The organism is Sabulibacter ruber, assembly GCF_017355955.1.
GTDB lineage: Bacteria > Bacteroidota > Bacteroidia > Cytophagales > Hymenobacteraceae > Nibribacter > Nibribacter ruber_A.
Genome location: NZ_JAFFID010000002.1, coordinates 473,535 through 494,802 on the forward strand (window position 1 = coordinate 473,535; position 21,268 = coordinate 494,802).

At 50.3% G+C, this 21,268-nt stretch carries 16 protein-coding genes and 2 tRNA genes; 8 read left to right on the plus strand and 10 right to left on the minus strand.

The window, feature by feature from the left end:
* Nucleotides 1–201: 201 nt before the first annotated feature.
* The 4 genes from JT719_RS13380 to JT719_RS13395 are packed head-to-tail and all read left to right on the plus strand — an operon-like array spanning nt 202 to nt 6,805.
* Complete coding sequence (locus JT719_RS13380) at nt 202–4,224, plus strand: response regulator (protein WP_207433839.1); 4,023 nt, start codon at nt 202–204, stop codon at nt 4,222–4,224.
* The gene (locus JT719_RS13385; protein ID WP_207433840.1) at nt 4,214–5,044 is read left to right on the plus strand and encodes a CheR family methyltransferase; all 831 of its coding nucleotides are present in this window, start codon (nt 4,214–4,216) and stop codon (nt 5,042–5,044) included. The genes JT719_RS13380 and JT719_RS13385 overlap by 11 nt, the downstream gene beginning before the upstream one ends.
* Nucleotides 5,044–5,616, plus strand: coding sequence for a chemotaxis protein CheB (locus tag JT719_RS13390; protein ID WP_207433841.1), 573 nt, complete (start codon nt 5,044–5,046; stop codon nt 5,614–5,616). The genes JT719_RS13385 and JT719_RS13390 overlap by 1 nt, the downstream gene beginning before the upstream one ends.
* Nucleotides 5,606–6,805: a sensor histidine kinase gene (locus JT719_RS13395; protein ID WP_207433842.1), complete on the plus strand. Its 1,200-nt coding sequence runs from the start codon at nt 5,606–5,608 to the stop codon at nt 6,803–6,805. The genes JT719_RS13390 and JT719_RS13395 overlap by 11 nt, the downstream gene beginning before the upstream one ends.
* 43 nt (nt 6,806–6,848) lie before the next feature.
* Here JT719_RS13395 and JT719_RS13400 read toward each other — a convergent pair whose 3' ends face one another.
* The 3 genes from JT719_RS13400 to JT719_RS13410 all read right to left on the minus strand — a co-directional run bounded on the left by JT719_RS13400 (nt 6,849) and on the right by JT719_RS13410 (nt 8,735).
* Nucleotides 6,849–7,409, minus strand: coding sequence for a heme NO-binding domain-containing protein (locus JT719_RS13400; protein WP_207433843.1), 561 nt, complete (start codon nt 7,407–7,409; stop codon nt 6,849–6,851).
* Nucleotides 7,410–7,594: 185 nt separating this feature from the next.
* Entirely contained in the window at nt 7,595–7,993 is a 399-nt protein-coding gene (locus tag JT719_RS13405) for a hypothetical protein (RefSeq protein WP_207433844.1), read from the minus strand.
* Between the two features lie 241 nt (nt 7,994–8,234).
* On the minus strand, nt 8,235–8,735 hold the full coding sequence (locus tag JT719_RS13410; RefSeq protein ID WP_207433845.1) for a GNAT family N-acetyltransferase: 501 nt from the start codon (nt 8,733–8,735) through the stop codon (nt 8,235–8,237).
* A gap of 227 nt (nt 8,736–8,962) precedes the next feature.
* On the opposite strand from JT719_RS13410, the gene JT719_RS13415 reads away from it, so the two are divergent.
* Complete coding sequence (locus JT719_RS13415; RefSeq protein ID WP_207433846.1) at nt 8,963–9,430, plus strand: hypothetical protein; 468 nt, start codon at nt 8,963–8,965, stop codon at nt 9,428–9,430.
* Between the two features lie 256 nt (nt 9,431–9,686).
* On the opposite strand, the gene JT719_RS13420 is transcribed toward JT719_RS13415, so the two are convergent.
* The 5 genes from JT719_RS13420 to JT719_RS13440 all read right to left on the minus strand — a co-directional run bounded on the left by JT719_RS13420 (nt 9,687) and on the right by JT719_RS13440 (nt 15,403).
* Complete coding sequence (locus tag JT719_RS13420; RefSeq protein WP_207433847.1) at nt 9,687–10,907, minus strand: PepSY-associated TM helix domain-containing protein; 1,221 nt, start codon at nt 10,905–10,907, stop codon at nt 9,687–9,689.
* A gap of 73 nt (nt 10,908–10,980) precedes the next feature.
* Nucleotides 10,981–12,225: a DUF4374 domain-containing protein gene (locus JT719_RS13425; protein ID WP_207433848.1), complete on the minus strand. Its 1,245-nt coding sequence runs from the start codon at nt 12,223–12,225 to the stop codon at nt 10,981–10,983.
* A 24-nt stretch (nt 12,226–12,249) separates the two neighbouring features.
* Entirely contained in the window at nt 12,250–14,676 is a 2,427-nt protein-coding gene (locus tag JT719_RS13430) for a TonB-dependent receptor (RefSeq protein WP_242693242.1), read from the minus strand.
* Between the two features lie 498 nt (nt 14,677–15,174).
* Nucleotides 15,175–15,249, minus strand: a tRNA-Val gene (locus JT719_RS13435).
* Nucleotides 15,250–15,328: 79 nt separating this feature from the next.
* A tRNA-Val gene (locus JT719_RS13440) sits at nt 15,329–15,403 on the minus strand.
* A 392-nt stretch (nt 15,404–15,795) separates the two neighbouring features.
* On the opposite strand from JT719_RS13440, the gene JT719_RS13445 reads away from it, so the two are divergent.
* Together JT719_RS13445 and JT719_RS25430 are read left to right on the plus strand one after the other, a co-directional pair.
* Nucleotides 15,796–16,968 (plus strand): serine hydrolase domain-containing protein, encoded by a 1,173-nt coding sequence (locus JT719_RS13445; RefSeq protein WP_207433850.1) that lies wholly within the window; start codon nt 15,796–15,798, stop codon nt 16,966–16,968.
* A gap of 115 nt (nt 16,969–17,083) precedes the next feature.
* Nucleotides 17,084–17,929 (plus strand): tellurite resistance TerB family protein, encoded by an 846-nt coding sequence (locus JT719_RS25430; protein WP_207433851.1) that lies wholly within the window; start codon nt 17,084–17,086, stop codon nt 17,927–17,929.
* 328 nt (nt 17,930–18,257) lie between these two features.
* Here JT719_RS25430 and JT719_RS13455 read toward each other — a convergent pair whose 3' ends face one another.
* Nucleotides 18,258–19,331, minus strand: coding sequence for a mechanosensitive ion channel family protein (locus JT719_RS13455; protein WP_207433852.1), 1,074 nt, complete (start codon nt 19,329–19,331; stop codon nt 18,258–18,260).
* A gap of 109 nt (nt 19,332–19,440) precedes the next feature.
* Here JT719_RS13455 and JT719_RS13460 point away from each other — a divergent pair, with 109 nt between their 5' ends.
* On the plus strand, nt 19,441–19,812 hold the full coding sequence (locus JT719_RS13460) for a hypothetical protein (protein WP_207433853.1): 372 nt from the start codon (nt 19,441–19,443) through the stop codon (nt 19,810–19,812).
* Nucleotides 19,813–19,919: 107 nt separating this feature from the next.
* Here the strand turns inward: JT719_RS13460 and JT719_RS13465 are convergent, their stop codons facing one another.
* The gene (locus JT719_RS13465) at nt 19,920–21,146 is read right to left on the minus strand and encodes a Glu/Leu/Phe/Val dehydrogenase dimerization domain-containing protein (protein ID WP_207433854.1); all 1,227 of its coding nucleotides are present in this window, start codon (nt 21,144–21,146) and stop codon (nt 19,920–19,922) included.
* Nucleotides 21,147–21,268 lie beyond the last annotated feature (122 nt).

A 21,268-nucleotide genomic window follows, 5' to 3' on the forward strand; every position in this document is an offset into this window, starting at 1 on the left:
AACAATTCTGCAACTCTTTACAGGGCTTTTGCTTTGGCAGATTACCAGAGAAGAGTGGCGGTGAAAGTAAGACCCATTTTAATGGTAGCTGCTCCCGTTTGGACTAATCCGTTTGCTTCCCGGCCTGGTAACATTCGTTGAATCCTGCCAGTTTTCATAATTTGCAGTAGAATTACCTTCACCCCCTTGGGATTACTATAAATGAACTTACTCAAGAATCTAAAAATAAGGGATAAACTCTCCATTGTCTTAACCCTGCTCCTGGTGCCGCTGCTGTACCTGGTTTTCTCTACCATAAAAGTGGAAGTTGAAGCAAACCAAAGGTTAAAACAGGAAGCGGTGCAGTTAGAAGAATCAGAAAGGATCTCTGGCTTCGTACACGCATTCCAGAAAGAGCGGGGTCGTATTCTGGCTGCGGTTGATGGTAACGCTAGATTCCTGGCTGAGGCACGGGCGGAAAGAAGCAAGACAGATGCCGCCGAAAGAGACCTGAAGGAGTTTCTGGAAACATCTGGCCGTGTGTTGCCCGAGGTTGCGCTCCTCAATGACTTGAAAGAATACCGGAACAACCTTGACCAGAACAGGCTGGACGTAATGGCCTTCAGACGGTACTCCACCAATTTGCTCTTCAGTTTCCTGGACAGAATAGACGCCAATGCCACGGGGCTGGGGAATGTGGAGATCAGCCGGCAGTTAGCCAGTTTCAGAAATCTGGCTGAGGCCAAAGTCCAGCTGGGCAGAATCAGAAGCTTGCTCATGAAGGTAATCCCCGAAAAGCGCTTCTCCTACGAAGACTACGCCCAGATCAAGATTCAGATAGAGGCCTATGACCGTTCACTGACGGCTTTCTACAGATACGCCAGACCTGCCTCCAGCGCAAGGGTACAGCAGCTTACTTCATCAGCGCAGTACAGAACCGTAGACACCATTTTGCAGGACATCACCGCCAACCCTGCGTTGGACTTAACCACTTTCCAGCCAGATGCAATCTTTGATGTCTTTACCCAAAGCATTGAAGAATACCGGAAAACCGAAGAATTTCTAATCAGTAAGATCAGAGAACAGGTCAAAAAGGAGATTAGCGCGAAACAGCAGTACCTTACGTTTCTGACCATCATCATGGTCCTGATTCTGGGATTGGCCGCGTTCCTGTCGTTCTACATCTTCAACCTTATTTCATCTTCGCTTTCTACCTTAAAAACCGCCGCAGATCGCATTAAACTGGGCGCCACCGATGTAGTCATTGACATTGACAGCAAAGATGAGATTGGCAGCGTGGCCAGTTCCTTCAGGGAAGTGGTGGAGAAAAACATTGCGCTGTCTAGGGTGGCCAAAGCCATTGGGCAGGGCCAGTACGAGGTGGAAGTAGCTGTGCAAAGCGACGAAGACGTACTGAGCCACGCCATCAAAGACATGAAGGACAACCTGCAGACCTTCACCACCGAGAACGCCAACCGCAACTGGGTGCTCACGGGCGTTTCTGAGCTGAATAATCTGGTAAGCGGTGAAACCACCATGGAGGGCGTCGCCGAGAAAGCCATTGCTTTCCTCTGCGACTATACCAAATCTGAGGCTGGTATTCTGTACCTGCACAACGACAGCGGCCAACTGGAGCCCGCCGCCGCGCACGGGGTAGCCTACAGCAAAGAGCAGCTGCCCGCCTTCGGGATTGGGACCGGGAAGGTAGGCCAAGCCGTGCAGGAGCGGAAGGTGAAACTGCTGGAAGGCGTAGCCGAGGAGTACCTGAAAATAAAGACCGGTTTGTCTGAAGTGGAGCCCGCCAATATTATCATTGTGCCGCTTTACTTCTCGTCCAGCGTGGTGGGTGCCTTGGAGCTGTGTTCTCGTCAACCGTATGGAGAGTTGCAGCAGAAGCTGTTTGACACGGTTGCGGAACGGATTTCGGTGATCATTCATACTCTGAAGGCGCACTTACAGACGCAGGAACTGCTGTATGAGACCCAGAACCAGGCCGAGGAACTGGAAACTCAGCAGGAAGAACTACGCCACCTCAACGCCGAACTGAAAGCCTCAGAAGAGGAACTGCGCGTAAACCAGGAAGAACTGCAGGAGAAAAATGCCGAGCTGGAAGAAAAAGCCCAGTTGCTGGAAGAACAGTACGAGGCGCTCCAGTCCAAAAACACGGCCCTGGAAGATGCCCGCCAGGCCATTGAGCTGAAGATAAAGCAGGTGGAAACGGTCAGTAAGTACAAGAGCGACTTCCTGGCTAACATGTCGCATGAGTTACGCACGCCGCTCAACAGCATTCTGATTCTTTCCCGTCTACTGGCCGATAACGTAGAGAACACGCTCTCCACCAAGCAGATTGACCACGCCCAGATCATCCACAAATCCGGCTCAGACTTGCTCAAATTGATCAACGAGATTCTGGATCTCTCCAAGATTGAATCGGGTATGATTAAGCTGGAAACCGAGGAAATCAAGCTCAAGGACATTTCGCTGGCGCCTATGTTCAAGGAAGTAGCCGCTAAAAAGCAAATCACCTACCGGGAGAACATTAGGCCGGGCAATGTGGAAGCCATTGTCACAGACCGCTTTAGGCTGGAGCAGATCCTAAAGAACTTCATTGGGAATGCCATCAAGTTCACCGGCGAAGGGGGCGAGGTGGAGCTTTCCATTTATCCGTTGAGCAACCGGCCAAAGTTCCGGTCTGAGCAGCTGAGCGAGCAGCCAGAGATCATTGCTTTTGCGGTGCGCGATACGGGTATCGGTATTCCCAAAGACAAGCAGGAAATGGTGTTTGAGGCGTTCCAACAGGCAGACACGTCCACTACGCGCAAGTACGGCGGAACGGGCCTGGGCCTCACCATCAGCAAAGAACTGGCTTCTCTGCTGGGCGGGGAACTGAGGTTGGAAAGCGAGCCGGGCCAGGGCAGTACTTTCACCTTGTACCTGCCGGCTACCCCGGTTACGGTTGCCCAAAGGCAACAACCGCAGCCTGTTAAAGAACCCGTTTCGGCCCCGGTTTTGCCAAACAAGGCCGAAAACGCACATCAGGTGCTGGACCGCATAGAGCAGAAAGACAAGAAAGACATCTCGGTGCTGATTGTGGAAGACGACAAAGGCTTCAGCGATATCTTAGCTGATTTTGCAAGAGCCAAAAAGTTTGTGGTACATCAAGCATTCACCGGACAGGAGGGGCTGCGTCTGGCCCGTCTGGAGAAACCCGATGCCATGCTGCTGGACGTGCATCTGCCGGATATCACCGGGTGGGAAGTGCTCAGGAAAGTGCGGGAAGACCGCGACCTGCGCCACCTCAATGTGCACGTGATGTCGGCGTATGACAAGGAGGTGATCAATGAGCACGGGCACAAAGAAGAATACCTGCCTAAACCCGTAACCCTGGAGATGCTCAACAAGGCTTTCTCATCTATCTCAGAAATGTCGGGCACGGCGCTGGAGAATATTCTCATTGTGGAAGACAACGAGATTGAGAACAAGGCGGTGGCCGAGCTGCTGCTGGCGCACGGGCTGAAATCTACCTCGGCGTTTTCCGCCGAAGAAGCCGAACAGATCCTGGCCAAGCAGAAAGTAGACTGCATCATCCTGGATTTGAACCTGCCCGGCATGAAAGGCTACGAGTGGATGAAGAAGCTCAAGTCGCAGACCGCCCTCACCGATATTCCTATCATCATCTACTCGGGCAAAGACCTGAGCGAGGAAGAGGAAACCGACCTGAAGGAGTTCGCCAATACCATCATCATCAAAAACGAGTATTCTTATTTGCGGCTGCTGGATGAGGTGCAGTTGTTCCTGCACAAGGTGAACCAGAAGCTTCCATCGGGCAGCGAGTTCAAGATGAAGTTGCATGTGCCCAAAGAAGTGCTGCAAGACAAGAAAGTGCTGGTGGTGGATGACGATGTGCGCAACATCTACTCGCTCAGTAGCTTACTGGAGCAGCACGGCATGGAGGTAGTGACGGCGTACAACGGCAAGGAGGCCATCCAGAAACTGGACACCGAGAAAGGCATTGACATGGTCATTATGGATGTGATGATGCCCGAGATGGACGGCATTGAAGCCACAAAACGAATTAGAGAGAATCCTCGTTTGAAGCAATTGCCAATTATTACGCTCACCGCAAAGGCCATGAAAGAAGACAAGGAGAAGTGCATTGCCGCCGGGGCATCAGACTACATTGCCAAACCCGTAGACACCGACAAATTATTGACTTTAATGCGGGTGTGGCTGTATGAAGCTTGAGGCCGATGCGCTTTTTGAGCAGGCGGTAGAAACGCTTATCCAGGACATCCATACCCAGTACGGGTATGATTTCAGCGGCTACGCGCGGGCCTCGGTGTACCGCAGGATCAGGCGGTTTCTGGGCAACAAGAACCTGGCGTCTATAGAAGAACTGCGTAAGAACTTGTTCCAGGATTCTTACTTCTTTGAGAATTTCCTGCAGGAAATCACGGTGAACGTCACGGAGATGTTCCGGGACCCGACGTTCTTCCTGGCGCTGCGCGAAAACGTGATGCCCATTCTGTCTACCTACCCATTCATCAAGATCTGGGACGCAGGCTGCTCTACCGGCGAGGAACTGTTTTCCCTGTCCATTATCCTGAAAGAGGAAGGCCTGCTGGACAGAACCAAAATCTACGCCACAGACATCAACCAGAAGGTACTCAAACAAGCCAAGGAAGGTATTTTTCCGCTGGCCAACATGGCGGCTTACACTACGGCCTATTACGCGGCCGGGGGCAAAAACGAGTTCTCCAGCTACTATACCAGCAGCTACGGCAGCGCAAAGTTTGACGCTTCGTTGGTGAAGAACGTGGTGTTCTACCCGCACAACCTGGCTACCGATTCTTCTTTTAATGAGTTTCACTTAATTCTGTGCAGAAACGTGCTCATCTACTTCAACCGGACCTTGCAGGAGCGGGTCTTCAGTTTGTTTGACGAAAGTCTGGTGAGTTTGGGCTACCTGGCTTTGGGCAAAAAAGAAACCCTGGCCATGTCGCAGATCAACGGCCACTACACCTGCGTGGATAAAAGTAACCGCATTTACCGCAAAACCACCTGATGAAGAAAGAGGCAAAGGTAATTGTGATAGGAGGGTCTTGGGGCGGCATCAAGGCCTCGCAGGCTATTCTCAAGCAGTTGCCTGCTTCCTACAGCATTCCTATAGTAATGGTGCTGCACCGGCTCCGCCACTTTGACGGCAATTTGCAAATAGTGTTTGAGAAACGGGTGGCACTGCAGGTAACCGAGGTAGAAGAGAAGGAACAACTGAAGCCCGGTTACGTGTACGTGGCACCGTCTAACTACCACGTGCTGGTGGAAAAAGACCAAACGTTCTCTCTGGACGTTTCAGAACTGGAGAACTACTCGCGTCCGGCCATTGACGTAACGTTTACCAGCGCGGCAGATGCGTTCGGGTCCAATACCGTTGCCATTCTGCTGAGCGGCGCCAGCAAAGACGGTAGCGCCGGGCTTAAGTACATTGCGGAAAGAGGCGGGACGGTTATTGTACAGGACCCGCAGGAGGCCGAAGTAGACACCATGCCCCTGGCGGCAATTGCCCTGGTGCCCGATTGCCAGATAATGAATTCAGAGCGTATCCAAGCTTTTTTACTTTCTTTGCATGACCACTGACCAATCCCTTACTGCTCCCATGATTTCCCCCGAAGTACAAGCCGTTAAGATTCTTTTGGTAGATGACAAACCAGAGAACCTGGTCAGCCTGGAGAGCTTGCTTTACAAGGAAGAAGAGGGGGTAACCTACCTGTTTGCCGAGTCTGGCGAAGAGGCCCTGAAAGTTGCCTTGCAGGAAGAACTGGCCCTCATCTTGCTGGACGTGCAGATGCCCGGCATGAACGGCTACGAGGTGGCCCGCTACCTGCGCGATATCTCCAAAACAAGGGACATTCCCATCATCTTCGTGACCGCCATAGACGAGCAGGACACCCACGTGATAGAAGGGTTTGAGGCCGGTGCGGTAGATTTCCTGTTCAAGCCTTTGCACCCATACATCACCAAAGCCAAAGTATCGGCTTTTGTCAAGTTCTTCCTGCAGAGAAAAGACCTGGAGAAAGCGAATAAACTGGCTTTAGAAATGAACCAGGAACTGGAGGAACGGGTGAAAGAACGCACCAAAGAACTTACCCGGGTAAACAGAGACTTAGATAACTTTGTCTACACCGCCTCCCATGACCTGCGAGCCCCCATTCACAACATTGAAGGGCTCATGGCTGCCTTGCAGGATACGCTGCAGGAAGACACCATCAATCGCGAAGAAGTAGCCCCTATACTGGAAATGATCAACAACTCCGTGGACCGTTTTAAGGCTACTTTACAGGATTTAACCGAAATCGCGAAGGTGCAATATGAAGCGGCCGGTAAAAACGTGGTGCGCTTTGACGAGCTCCTAACCGATGTGAAAGTGCACATCAAAGACCTGATTGAAAGTGCCCACGCCACTATCACCGCCGATTTCTCCCAGGCCCCGGAAATCTTCTTCTCCAGGAAAAACCTGCGGAGCGTTCTATACAACCTGGTCTCCAACTCCATCAAGTACCGATCACCGGAGCGTGCGCCGGAGATTCTGGTGACTACCACCAAGGTAGATTCCTACACGCTTCTATCTGTGCAGGACAACGGCCTCGGGCTTAAGAATGAAGACAAAGAGAAAGTGTTTGGCATGTTCCAACGCGTACACCTGCACGTGGAAGGAACCGGTGTGGGCATGGCCATCGTAAAAAGGATAGTGGAGAACTGCGACGGTAAAATTGAGTTTGAAAGCGAGTTAGGCCAGGGCACCGTTTTTCAGGTATATTTGAAATAAGAGGGCCTAAATGAGTACGTTGATGGACGGATGGTTGGGTAGCCTACTTCTGGAAATCAACCAATATCTGAACGCGTTCAGCATATGGGTCGGTCAGGCGGGTGACTTGTACTTTGTCGCTCTCGTTGTAGTACTTCGCGATGCCCCTGACAATCCCGACGGCAACCCCGCACATGCGGCGCTTGGAGTGGTAGTCAATAATGAGGCGGCTATTTCCTTGTTTGGTGACTAGTAGTTTAGGGGGGCTTGTCCGGCTGTCTTCCTTTTTAACGGCCCCGTGCATTGCTTCTTCGGTATACAGCAGCATTTCATAGGTACGCCACTCTGGCTTGAAGTACTTTTTATACATCAACAACAGGTCTGGTACTATAAACTCGCCATACTGTTCCATTAAGTCATAGGCAGAGATGCCCATATCTTCTGAGGCCTGGTGTACAAGCGCAAAAAGCTCATCGGTGGGGTACATCTCGTGCATTTGATAAGCGGTGCGCTCTATTCCTACTTTTTCCAGCAGCTTCATCCACGCGCTGTAGTCATATTCTTTTTCTACGTACCGCTTCAGTAACACGAAAATGGAACCATGCATCAGATCTTGGCTACCCATCTGGTTGTCTTTATTGATTTCTTAAGATTCAATTCTGCTATATGATTCTACGGTAGGCTGTACTGTCTTTTAATTAGCTCTCACTTAGAGGGCAGCTTTCTTGATGCAGTAGCCCAATGTACAATTCAAATACAGGTTATTCTAAAAATATATACTTATTGTTATATAATAATCTATAGAATGATCTAAACTGCCTTTAGCCATGCTTCGGCGGTTACCTTCCCCTGGAACGTAGTGACCATGACGTCTTTCAGGCCAAATTCCACAGCCTTGTCTGCCGAAAGTTTGGCGTACACATCGGGGGAATACACGTGGGCAAGAAATCTGCAGCCTGCCTTGCCCAACCTCGGAATCCAGTCCAGCGCAACCCACTCTGCCGCATCTGACCACATGCCTTTGACGTGCGTGTTATCATTGAGCACCTTATGGCAGTTGTACAGGGTTAAACACCTTAAAATTTCCTCGCACCCGTCAATGACACTCTCTTTTGTTTGCTCCCCTGACCAGTCAGCATAGATAAGGTCGTTCACCACATCGTACTGTATGATGATATAAGGTTTCTTAACTAAGATCTGACTGCTCATAAGGTGTATCTGGTTAGTGAGACTTTACATTGTCCTCACTCAGTGTCAACAGAAGGCTCTCAAACTCTGGTGCTCTTGTTCAGGAAACTTTCTTTGGCTCCCTGTCTACGAGGCAATAGACTCTTATGTTAAATATATGGAAACAGAAGTCTCAATAGTAGGTAAAAAGGCCTAGGCTAAGTTCACTTGTCAGCTGGGAGTTGTTTACTGGTAGCGCTTCTTCTCTCTGTGAATGAGCGTGCTACGCCGGCGCTTGGTTAGCGTACACATGCAACTTCCCGTTATTTACTTCTATTTCCCTATTAAAACGGAAACCAAGCCTTTCCAGCAGGTGAATGGATTTTGTATTCTGAGGCATGGTGGTGGCAAGGATAGTAGAATAGGCGGGAATTTGGCTCAAAGTTGAGAGCACTGCCTGGGCGGCCTCATAGGCAAAGCCTTTGCCGCTATATTCAGGAAGAAAAGCAAAGCCAATGTCAGAATGCTCCAGATAATCCCGTTTAATGAACGTGATGATCCCGATGGAGGTAAGATCTGCTTTGGTCTTAACGGTCCAGTAGGTCATGTTTGGGGTACCGTTGATTCTCCTGATGTAGGCAACTGCCTCCTCTTTTGAATGGATGTTTCTGTTGCCAATGAACTCCAGCCACCCTTTTGAGTTTACCAGTTCTAGTATAAAGCTGTGGTCGGTTTCTGTTAATAGCTCCAGTGAAAGCCGGTCTGTACTGATCTTAGTTTGCATTTACATAGGTAAGAATATTGCATTGATCTTAAAAGCTTATTAGTTTAACTTAAAATACACTTACTTCTAATCCACGGGTCATATGCTGCTCAATGGCATTGGCGTGACCTATGGCATTGAGCAGTAGTGGTTCATCCGTGTATTTTGCGCATTCACCTAAAGTCCCGCTTACCCCAACGATTCTCACCGCGTGTAGTAACCTTATTTAACTAGATTTCGGGATGAACATGCAAATGCTCTTTGGGGACTTGCCCCAACCAGATTTTGAGGAAGATTTCGTCTCCATTCATTTTCTAGCATCCCATTCGCTGCTCTTGTTGGAATGGAAGCGCCAAATCACGTTAGAAGAACGGAAAGTGGGCTTCAGGAAGGCGTTGGAAATAACCCGGAAGAACGGGATCAGGTACTGGCTGATAGATGACCTGCAACTCTCCATTATTACGCCGGAGGAGAAGGAGTGGGTTCTCTCTGAGTTTCAGGACGAGGCCTCCCAAACCACCATTCTGAAGCTAGCCGTAGTAACCCCAGATTTCTATCCCTCGCTGGTAGCTAATACAGAATTCACAGAAAAAGGGAAAGAGGGTTATCAGGAAAAAGGAATGATTCAACACGAAGTCTTCCCTGACCACAGCACTGCCGTAAACTGGCTCCTTTCTGAAGAAGGCACTGAAACACAAGAAAATCTGCTGCAATAACTACATTTAGCCTGTAATACAGAGGCGGTGCTGCTAGGAGCAAAGGCAGCAGATAACACAGCAGATGGATAGGTGACCCGCTTCTAGTTGCCAGAAGATTCTTGATTAGTCTTCTACCTAGGCCTGTTAAACTCAAAAAGCACTAACAAGGAAGAGCCTTATCAGTGCTTTTCTAAGTGAGATGTTAGCTGCTGCTCCAGCTTCAAGGCAATGCCCTTGCTATTCTTGCTGGGATGAGAATTAAAGCAGAGGAGCTTTAAACCTTTGCCGTGTTCAGGTTTTTTACTACAAGATTCTCAGGTTTTTTGGCAGGAGTAGTCTTCTTTGGTTTCTTCTTTTTGTTCCACCACACCAGAAAGCCAGTGATTGGCAAACTGGCGCAGATCAAACTGATGCAGAACGCCAATACCTTGCCCGGTAAGCCCCAGACGGCTCCTATGTGGATGTCGTAGTTGAGCAAAGACAATTTATCAGCGAAACCTGCTTCTTCATAACGATCGCCCTGCACCCGGAAGAGTTCCAGGGTGTATTGGTCATAGAAATATTCGTTCCGGTTATACCAGGAGCCGTGGTCCTGGTAAGCGATAATCTCAATGGCATCGTCCTTGTCTTCCAAGATAGGGGTCATGTAGAAGCCCTGCGCCTTTGATTCTACGGCTATGGTTTTGTACCAGGCCCGGTCCAGCGCTGAGACTGTGTTGTTGGCAAGCAGTGCCACTTTAGTGGTATCAGAATGCGGATGGTGGTGCTCCGGCAGTTCTTTTCCGCCCGAGGTCACGTAATACAGGCCTTCTTCAAACCATTTAAAGCTCCAGACCAGTCCGGTGACTCCTAGCGCAAGGGCCAAAAGCAGGCTGTAGAAGCCCAAAACATTGTGCAAATCGTAATTGACCCGTTTAAAGCTGCCGCTCCATTTGATTTTGAAGCTTTTATCGCGGTTAGATTTGTTCCAGCGTTTGGGCCACCACATCACCAATCCGGTAATGAGCAGCACCAGAAAAATGAGGGTACAAACCCCCACAATCGGCCTGCCAATTTCATACGGAAGCCAAAGGGCCCGGTGCCCATCAATGATGAACCGGAAGAAATCAAATTCCCCTTTGCCTATAGATTGTTGTTTCTGCAGAAATTCGCCGGTGTAGGGATTGAGAAAAACAGCCGTAAAATGCTCTTTGTTCTGGAAGCCAACTGCAGCGGCGCCTTCCCGGTTGCTGTAGGTGAGGCCGGTGGGCTTTACACCGGGCATGTAGGCTAGGGCAGTATCCAGCAACTGGCTGGGCGGTACAAAAGCTTTCTCCTGCGCCTCCACAAACCTCCAGGGCTCCAGGGCATCTTTTATTTCCTGCTGAAAAGCGTAAAAGCAACCCGTTATGCTCACAATAAACACCACAATGCCTGACACCAGGCCCAGCCAGAGGTGGAGCCAATCGTTCACGCGCCTAACCAAACTTGGGTTGTTTGTTTTCTTGCCTTTCATTTTTGTGCTGAATTTTGGAAAGATGAAAGAAACTACCATCCTCCACTTAGCCGCAGAGGATGGTAGTTCGGGGTTATTTTAGTCTGGCAATACCACCCAGGAAAGAGCCTTCAATCTCAGCGCCTTTGGTGGCGGTGGCGGTGGAAATATCGGTCTGGTAGATATTCACCACTCCATTCACAGAGATGGCGGTGTATACTTTCCCTTCGTCCAGCAGGGCCGCAAAGCTTCTGCCGCCATTGCCGGTGAATACAGGCGCATTGGCTACCAGCGTAATGGTTTTAGCCGAAAGGTCTACAATGGCCAGACGAAGGTTTTTGTCAGACCATCTGTCTGCCAGGGTAGGAGTTACGGTGGTAATGGCCGCAAACAGCTTATTGTTGCCTATGTAGATGGCGTGCGCGATTTTTCCGCCGTTAGGAGCGGCATCGGTATTGAAAAAGTAGTTTTGGTCAAATTCTGTAGAACCAGCCGCAATTCTGAGGATACCGGCTGGCTTGGTAGATTGGCTATAGCCGTTATAGTAGCTGCTATTGGAAACGGTATAAAGATCACCAGTTTCGGTTTTGAAAATACCTGACTGGGTATTGAATGCTCCTGCCGGACCAGTGCGGGTGTCTTTGATCACTTTCTGCAGCGCAAAGCCAGGGTAGCTATAAATGGCCACGTAGCAGGTATCAGTATTAGTAGTGGCGTAGGTGGTATGGTTCACCGGGTAGAAGGTCTGGAACAGTTGGTTGCCTCTTACTTTCATGCCGGTATGGAACAACCAGTCTCGGTTGCTGGGGTGAATGCTGTTCATGGGCACATCTGCTCTGCTGGCAATGGTATTGGAGGCCACATCAACTGTGTAGAACTTGGCGTTCAGGCCGGCCGTAGGGCTGGAGGGCATGGAAACCCCAACCATGGTGGTACCGGCACCAGTAGGATCTATAAAGTCATTGTTGGCCAGTTCAAACGTAAGCCCTGTTTTAGTCGTCAGCTGGTTAGAAGAGTTCAGGCTGATGGTATTAACGTCTGTAATACCTAAACCGCCGATGCTGTAGAAATTGCCGCCCCCGAAAGCATAGTCACGGTAGCCAGACTGCAGCAGGCCGTTGCCGGTCAGGGAAATGGTGCCGCTCATGAGGTTACTGGTCTGCACCACATAGTTGGTGGTAGCCGTGGAAGTAGTCACGCCCACGCCCAAAGCATATACTTTATCGGTTTCTGAAACCGGAGTTGGATCGTTGTTTTCGTTATCGCTACAGGAAAAGGAGGTAAAAACTACTCCTGCTATAAAGCTGAATCTGGCTAATTGTTTGATCGTGGAATTCATTTAGGTAGGTATTGGTTGGTGATTTTACTTGTTGATAAAGTATCTGGCTCTTAAAAAGAAGGACCGGCCGGGTTTCTGAAGCAGGTAATTGTCAAAGAGCTTACTATCGGTTAGGTTTCTGCACTCCAGTGATAAACCATATTTGCCATTTTGCAGCGTGTAGTTGACCATGGCGTTATGGGCAGCCTGGCGCGGAATTACATCATCGTTATTAAACCCTAGGTGATGCGGTGTCAGGTAATACTCCTCCACATAGTTGAGACTGTAATTGAGGGTAAGCACATTGTCCTTTGTTCCAAGGTTGGTGAAGGAGTATCCTGCTTCTGCATTCCCGAACAAATAGGGCGTATTGGGGATGCGGTAATTATATCCCCAATTCCTTTCAGTCTTAGTACCCATGAAATTCTCACTAATGTAGAATTCCTGTCTGTCTATAATGTTCTGGTAGGTAAGGTTCAAACCGACCTGTAACTTGTTCTTCCAGGAGTACCTGAAGTCACTTTCCACTCCGTTGGTGATGACATCTCCAACGTTGATGTATTGCCGGTCGATAGGCTGGGTTTGCTGCTGGTCCAGGCGGATGTAATCGCGGGAATTCCGATAGAGGTAGCTTGCTTCCACCGCGAAGTGGTGGTCTGTGCGGAGCTTAAAGGAATAAATAGCTCCCACGTTTACATTATCACTGTTCTCAGGCTTCAAGGCAGAGTTCCTCCGGACAAACAAGCCATCCCCTAAGAGCTCAATGGCTTCGGGTAAACGATAGGTGTGCTCGTAAGAAGCCTTTAGCTGTAGTTGAGGCAAAAGAAAGCCGGCCACAGCTGCGCCATATCCTATATTACTCGTCTTGGTCTGTATTGCCTGGTAGCTGCCGGTACCAGTTCCGTCTAAAACTTGCTGGAATGAACTGGCATTCAGGAGGTAGAGCTTTGAGAATGCCGTAGCGTTAAACCGTTTCTTGTTCACTTGCCAGGCAAGCCCCATTACCTGTTTGTTCAGGGCTTGGGGATACTGGAACGTCACGTTTTCAGGATCCTCAACGTCACTTGATTTTCGCCCGAAATCTGACATCACATAGTTAAAGGAAAGAGAATGAACCGGATTGATCGCGTAGCTGAGGTTAGCCGTCACTAAACCTTCATTGTCTTTGTTCTTTAATTGGGTTCTATTTAACTCAGCGGCACTTGTGGTTACGGTCTCCTGATACCAGTTGTATCTAAGGCGAGTAGTGTCCACAAACCTGTTCTGCGTCATGTTATAGGCGCTGTACAGGCTCAGGTCCAATCCTTCTACAGAAAGGTTTGCTTTCTTGTACTTTACCGTAGGAATCACCGAAGAGGAACGGGAGGTTCTGGCGCCAAATACCTGTTCCATGGTCACGCCTGTCTGGATTTCTTTATCGTTTCCAGAAGCAATCAGTCCAACCAAGAGGAGGTCAGCGTACTGCTTACCGGTAACCCCCGCTTCTAACTGGAGGGTACCTGATTTGTAGGCATCATGGAAACGCTCTACTTCTACCGACTTTTCCGCCTTTTGCCCTGAAGATAGATCAATGGGGTTTACCTCTACCTTGTAGTTGTTGTCTGAGTAATTGTAGAACGCGTTTGCCCGGAACGTAAGCCCATTCGTAGGATTGGTAAAGGCACCGTTCACAGAGGCCTTGTGGGTGTTGAACGAGCCAACGCCATAGGAAACGTCTAAGAAGTTGGGGTTGGCGCGTGTGACAATGTTCACGGCCCCGCCTAGTGCATCTGCTCCCAAATGGATCGGGAGAACTCCTTTGTAGACCTCCACCCGTTCGGCCATGGTCACCGGCAGGTTGTTAAGCGTTAAGGAGGAGCCGAAATTATCCATAGGAATGCCGTCCAGGAAAATTTTGACCTGTCTTCCGGTGAACCCGTTCAAAGAAAAGCTGAAGTTGGAGCCCACGCCGCCATCTTCACGCACCCGAATGCCGGTGGTTCTGTTCAGGGCCTGGTTCAGATCGGCGGAGGTGCTGTACAGCTTCCTGGCATCCAGCACGGTCACGTTGAAGCCTTCTTCTTTGATAGCGGTGTTCTGCGTCTTGCCGGTGACCAAAACCTCATCCATGTTCAGGCTACCGGATAAGGCAATTGCGCCCAGGTTGTTAGTGCGTCCGGCTATGATCTGTATTCGGGCTGTTTTGGTGGAATAACCCACAAACGAGACCACCAGCTCATAATCGCCTGCCGGAGCAGAAAGAAAGAAAGATCCGTCTGCCTTGGTTTGCGCAGCGGCTTCGGTGCCCCTGATAGAAACGTTGGCAAATTCTATTGCCTTGTTTCCCGCATCTGTCACCCTCCCAGAGACTGATCCTGTATTTTGTGCCTGCCCAACTTTAGGACAAACAAGAAGTAACAGAAAAAAGAAGTAGAATCCCGGCTTAAAGGGAATAGTATACTTGATATAATGCCAGGTAGATAGTTTGCTCATGTATCTAGACAAGTCTCTGACTTGTTAATTAGACTAAATCTAAATTGTAGCTCAATATTACTAGATACTTTCTAGAAACCAAAGTTATTTAGAATGATTCTATAGAAGTTCCTATTACTGGGATAGGTGTTGCTAAGAAAGGAGGCAGATGGCTTAAGGTATCAAGGGCTTAGTTACCGGTGCAGAACACTTGCTTTTGGGGAGATTGGCAGATAGCAGAAGGAGGGGACCAGATAAGCTTGTAAGCTAAAAGCGCTTGGTGATTCCTCAATGGATACAAAATCAGGGAAATTACATTGCAGCTAATCACAGGTTTGCACCTCTTGCGCATTCTCACTTATGCCCGATTGATCTTTAGGAGGGGTGGCTGCAGATTTGTTTACAACTACTTTTAAGCCTGAAGGTGACTTAGCTGAAAAGGAAAGAAACAGGATGTTTGCAAATTGTTTGCAAATAAAAAAAGCCCTTACAAGTTTCCTTGTAAGGGCTTTTTAGGAGTGGGACGTGCTGGATTCGAACCAGCGACCCTCTGCTTGTAAGGCAGATGCTCTGAACCAGCTGAGCTAACATCCCCTAAATGGTAGAAGACCTGTTGTCTTCAAGGGTAATCTCTTCATAAAAAAACCTCTCTAGAAGGAGAGGCTTTCCTGTGTGGGACGTGCTGGATTCGAACCAGCGACCCTCTGCTTGTAAGGCAGATGCTCTGAACCAGCTGAGCTAACATCCCAAATCGGTAGAAGACCTGCTGTCTCCGTTTTGATGATGCAAATATGGCAGGTAGAATTTTAATCACCAAATACTGGCCCAAAAAAAGTAGATAAAATTTTACAGGCAGTGTTGAAGGAAGTTCCAGCATGGACGCCAAAAGCTTTATTTACTGCAAGATACTAGCAAAAGGAAGGAACAGTCATAATAATGAATTTTCAGAGCCCAACGCTTAAGATACCGGGAGATACAGCTTAAAAGCAGAAAGATGAAGCAGGACTGAGAAATGAAAACAAGAAATAAGGGCTTTGACTTTCCCCTCAGGTTGATTTATAGCGCTAAAGGAAGTGAACTCACCTGTTTTTGATGTATTTTCCCGAAACTAAGTTCAAAGCAGACATCACACGCTACTTCATGAAAAAGTACTTCCGCCAGTGGCTTCCGTTTGTGTTCCTCGGCCTGGTGGCCTGCCACTCTACACCATCGGGGTCTTCCACGGCAGAAAAATCAGACGTTAAAGTCTACTACCCCGGCTCCGGCGATGACTGGCAGCGCAAGAACCCCGAGGAAGTGGGCATGGACCCGCAGTTGCTGGCGCAAGCCGTGGAATACGCCCAGACACAGGAGACCAAATGGCCGCGGGATTTCTCCAACCAGGAAGAGGTTTTCGGGAAGCTGTTGGGTCCTATTCCCAAGGACCGGGCAGGCACCAACGGCATCATCCTGAAGAACGGCTACATTGTGGCGGAGTGGGGCGATACCAAACGCGCTGATCCTACCTACAGCATCGCCAAGAGCTTCCTGTCTACCATTCTGGGCCTCACGCTGGACAAAGGCATGATCAAAGACATCCATGATCCGGTGGGCCAATACATCAAAGACGGCGGCTATGACTCAGAACACAACCGCAAAGTGACCTGGCACCACCATGCCCAGCAGACCAGTGAGTGGGAGGGAAAGCTCTTCGGGAAGACGCACACCTTTGTGGGCAAAGAGGAGTTTGGCAGCGGCGAGCGCAAACCCCGCGAATTTAAAGAGCCCGGCACGTTCTATGAGTACAATGATGTGCGCATCAACCGTTTTTCGCTCTCTTTGCTGAGATTGTGGAAAAAACCATTGCCCGAGGTGCTCAAAGAACACATCATGAACCCCATTGGCGCTTCTGATACCTGGCAGTACCTGCCCTACAAGAATTCCTATGTAGACGTAGACGGCAAGCAGTTACCCAGCGTGAGCGGCGGTACCCGGTGGGGCGGCGGCCTCTGGATCAATACCCGCGATGAGGCCCGTTTCGGTTACCTGTTCCTGCGCAAAGGTCGCTGGAAAAACAAGCAGATCATTTCAGAGAAATGGGTGCAGCAAGCCACCACGCCCGGTCCACATGGGCCCGACTATGGCTACCTGTGGTGGCTGAATACCCAGAAAAAGCAATGGCCCAGTGCCCCGGCCACCAGTTTTGCGGCTTTGGGAGCCGGTTCTAACACCATCTGGGTTGATCCCGAGCACGACATAGTAGTGGTATGGCGTTGGCATCAGACCAACGGAGACGAGTTCTTCCGCCGCATCATCGCGGCGGTAAAGCAGTAGACTGTTCGTTCAGGAGCGTTGGCGTTTCAGGGTTGTTTTACCAAAAACTGGCCTTAAACGCCAACTCGTTTTTAGCCAAGTCGTTTGTGTAATTCTAAACCAACACAATGAAGCTATGACTGAACAACCCACCACTCTGTTAAAAGAGTACTCAGATCAAGAAAAGGGCGCCTATTTGGGGGCTCTGGCTACCATTGCCTCGGCAGATGGGCATGTGTCTGAAGAGGAACTTGAGTTTTTACAATTGATAGGCGAAGCCGCCGAATTACCCGTCAACCTGCAGCAGGAAGTAGTTTCCATTGCCAAAAATCCTTCGCAGATTAGCCTGCAACGGTGCCTGGATGTGCTTAAAGGCAGCCAGCTGCGCTTCTCGTTCATTACCGATATCATCAGCTTTGCGAAGGCAGACGGCCAATACTCGCAGGAGGAACAGCAGCGCATTGCCGAAGTAAGCAAGTACCTGGGCATAGACCAGAAGCAGTTCAGCATCCTGGATCAGTTTGTAGACAAGGCCAACCAGGCGCAACAGCAAGGCGAAGACCCCACCTCGCAATCTTTCATGAGCAAGAGCGGTTTCGGGGATATGTTTAAGAACTCGGGCATTTCACCCGGTATGGTCACCGGTATGCTGGGCGTACTGGCACCCATTGTGATCAGCAGCATGATGAACAAACGCCGGGGCGGCATGATGGGCGGAGGAATGATGGGCGGTGGCATGGGCATGGGCGGCGGACTCGGCGGCTTGCTGGGTGGCGTTCTGGGCGGTGCCATGGGTGGCGGAATGATGGGCCGGGGCGGCATGTACGGCGGAGGCCGCATGGGCGGTTTGGGCTCCATGGCCTCTATCCTGGGAGGGCTGGGAGGCCGAAGCAGCTACGGGGGCGGTTTTGGCTCAGGTGGCTTAGGCGGCTTGCTGGGCGGCATCCTGGGCGGTGGCCGAAGAGGCGGCACCGGCTGGTAAGCTGGTTTCCAGATAAAAGCAGATCTCTGTTTCAGTGCCGATTTCCCAAAATCGGCACTGAAACAGAGATCTTTATTTTGCCATTGTTGGTGATAATACTAAAGCCATCTAGTGAAGTAGCAATGCGTACGACGTTACAGTGTAACGTCGCTACATAACTAAAATGTAGCCTCGTTACACTGTAACGAGGTGGTACTACAGGGGAAACTGGCACTGCCACTCCTTAGCCTATCGTTAGTGGTGTTATCACCAACGACCAAAATTCAGGTGCAACGCGCAAAGGCAACCAAAAGGGATTGCCCCTACATTCAGACCATCTTCAAATCTCCTACACTTCCTGTTTCATGTACACGGTCTGCGTTGGGAAGGCGAACTCCGCGCCGTGTTTTTCCACAATCTCCACAATCTGGTAGTTGATTTCCTCTTTCACGTCAATGTACTGGTCATAGTCCAGGGTGTCAATGAAATACAGTACCATAATGTCTTTTGAGTGCGGACCCAGGTGGAAGAACCGTACACGGCCATCCTGGTTTGTGCGCGGGTACTCGTCAATGAGCTGCTGAATATCGGCTACAATGGCTTTGAGCTGCTCTGAGGTGGTATGGTAGGTGAGTGAGAGATCAAATTTCACCCGCCGGAAGGTGCGCAGCGTGAGGTTATCCAACGGTTTGTCAATCATGCTTTTATTGGGCAGCGTCACGTAGCTTTTCTCCAGCGTTCTGATGCGCGTGCTCCGGAAACCAATCTTCTCAATGGTACCCGTGATCTCGCCTACCTGCACCAGGTCGCCTACCACAAACGGATGGTCCAGGAAAATGGTGAAGGAGGCCAGCAGGTTCTCCAGGCTTTCCTTGGCCGCAAACGCGATAGCCAGACCACCCACTCCCAGACCGGCTACCAACCCGGCCACGTTCACCTTGAACACCGTGCCCAGAATCACGAAGAACCCAATGATCACGATGATCACTTTGGAGAAATCCACGAAGAACGGCACCAGTTGGTCATCCAGCTTTGAGAGCGTACGGGCGGCGCGTTTGGAGAACATCATCCCGAAGAAATCCACCAAACGCATGGTAACCCAGGTGAGCGAGCAGATGAGAAAAATGCTGTAGATGCGCTGCAGAATGCGTTTGAGCCCCAGTTCGTCTTTGGTGGGCAGGCCCAGTTCCGGCGGATAGTTTAACTGGTCAAACGCAAAGTAAAGGAACACCAGAAAAGAGAGCACTTCCAGCGGCGTCACCAGCAGGCGCTTGAACTCCTCTTTGGTAACCTCGTCATTGATGCGCTTGATGATGATTTTGAACAGAATCTCAGAAAAGAGCTTGGAAACGACTGTCTTGAACAGGAAGCCGCACAGCATAACGCCCACAAAAATGAGGTACTGCTGTATGGTATTGCCCATGAAAACGAGTTTAAGAATCTGGGAGAGTTGATCTTGCATCTGAAAAGTTTAGTCGGCTTGCAACCAATGGAGGGCGGCAAGGGTCATCAGGGAAACGAATAGCAAAACTATGAAACGAAAAATTTTATTCCAGATTTTTGCTTTAGGACTACTTCTTCAATTCTCCGCCTGCCAGATACCCGAGAGCCAGGTAGGCGAGGGCGATGACGCCTTTGCCACCGGCCAGTGGCTGGCCTACACAGACACCCAATGCGCCGACCCGTGGGGATACTGCAACAAGAACCCCGATGAGCGGGTGTGCGTGAAAGAGTACGTGGAAAAACAGGGTTATACCGTAGCAGACATTACTTCTACTCCTAACCAAGAAAGCAGCGGCGTTGTTTGTACCGCCTGTAATTGCCCATCGGGGAGGGTATTCAAGGTGAAAGTGGCCGAGGAGGATGTAACCAAGTTGCTGGCCGTTGGGTTCAAGAAGATATAAAAGAAGCATATCTGCCTGTTTCCTTCTAAATACAAAGCCTTTCTGTTTCTGCCGTGATTTCTGGAAACCACAGCAGAAACAGAAAGGCTTCTTTATTTCTGAACAGCCTACAGCAGTTGGCTCAAGGCTATTTCAAAACTGGTCTTGGCAATCTCGGTTTTCTGCGGATGACGCTCATGCGCTCTCTCCAAAGCCTGGCGGATGGTGCGGGAAATATCAGAGAAGATGGCTTCATCGGTGATCTCCACGTCCTGCTCCATGAGGTAGGCAAACACGCGGGCCATGCCGCAGTTGGCCACGAAGTCCGGAATCACCGATACTTGTTGGTCGGCGAACTCGCCGGTAGCCCCAAAGAAAATCTCCGGGTCCTGGAACGGAACGTTGGCCCCGCAGGAGATCACTTCCAGTCCGTGCTGGCACATGCGTTCCACCTGGTCGCGGGTCACCAACCTTGATGCCGCCGCCGGGATGAATATTTCAGAGTTCAGGTCCCAGATACGGTTGTTCACTTCTTCAAAGGACAGCAGCTCATCGGCGTGCAACGTGTTGCCCACGCGGTTGAGGAAAAGCGTGGAGATATCCTCAAACGAGAAGCCTTCTTCCTTGATCAGGCCTCCCACGCGGTCAATGATGCCTACAATTTTCACGCCTTCCGCCGCCAGGTAGAAAGCCGCCGCCGCGCCTACGTTGCCCCAACCCTGGATGATGGCCCGTTTGCCGGTCAATTCACCGCCCCACAATTCATAGTAATGGCTGACGGCTTTGGCCACGCCGTACCCCGTGATCATATCGGCCACGGTGTATTTGCGGGCGAGGGAAGGGGAGTAATGCGCGTCTTCCAGCACCTTGCTCACGCCTTGGCGCAGTTGGCCCAGTTTGTTTATTTTCTGTGGCTCGGTAGCACGGTAGTAGCCGTTCACAATGCCTTCCTGCGGGTGCCACAGGCCGTATTCCTCGGTGATGGGAATTACCTCGTGGATTTCGTCCACGTTCAAATCGCCGCCGGTGCCGTAGTAATTCTTCAGCAGCGGGTACACCACCCGGTACCAGCGCTCCAGCACGCCCTGTTTGCGCGGATCTGCCGGGTCAAAGTTGATCCCGGATTTTGCGCCGCCAATGGCCGGGCCAGATACCGTGAACTTCACTTCCATGGTCTTGGCCAGGGACTCCACCTCGCGTTTGTCCAGGCCTTTGCGCATACGGGTTCCGCCGCCGGCCGCTCCACCCCGCAACGAGTTGATGACCACCCAGCCCTCGGCCTCGGTTTCAGAATCTTTCCACTCAAAAACAATCTCAGGACGCTTGTTCTCAAATTTGGCCAATAGGTCTTTCATAGCGGGAAGTGTGTTTTGCTTTTTGTGCCGCAAAGGTAGGGGTTAACGGTTGTTAGTTGATATAGGGAAGGGTTGTTTTCAGGAATTCTTGCCGAGTTCAGTTGTGGAATTCTGCTTTCGCT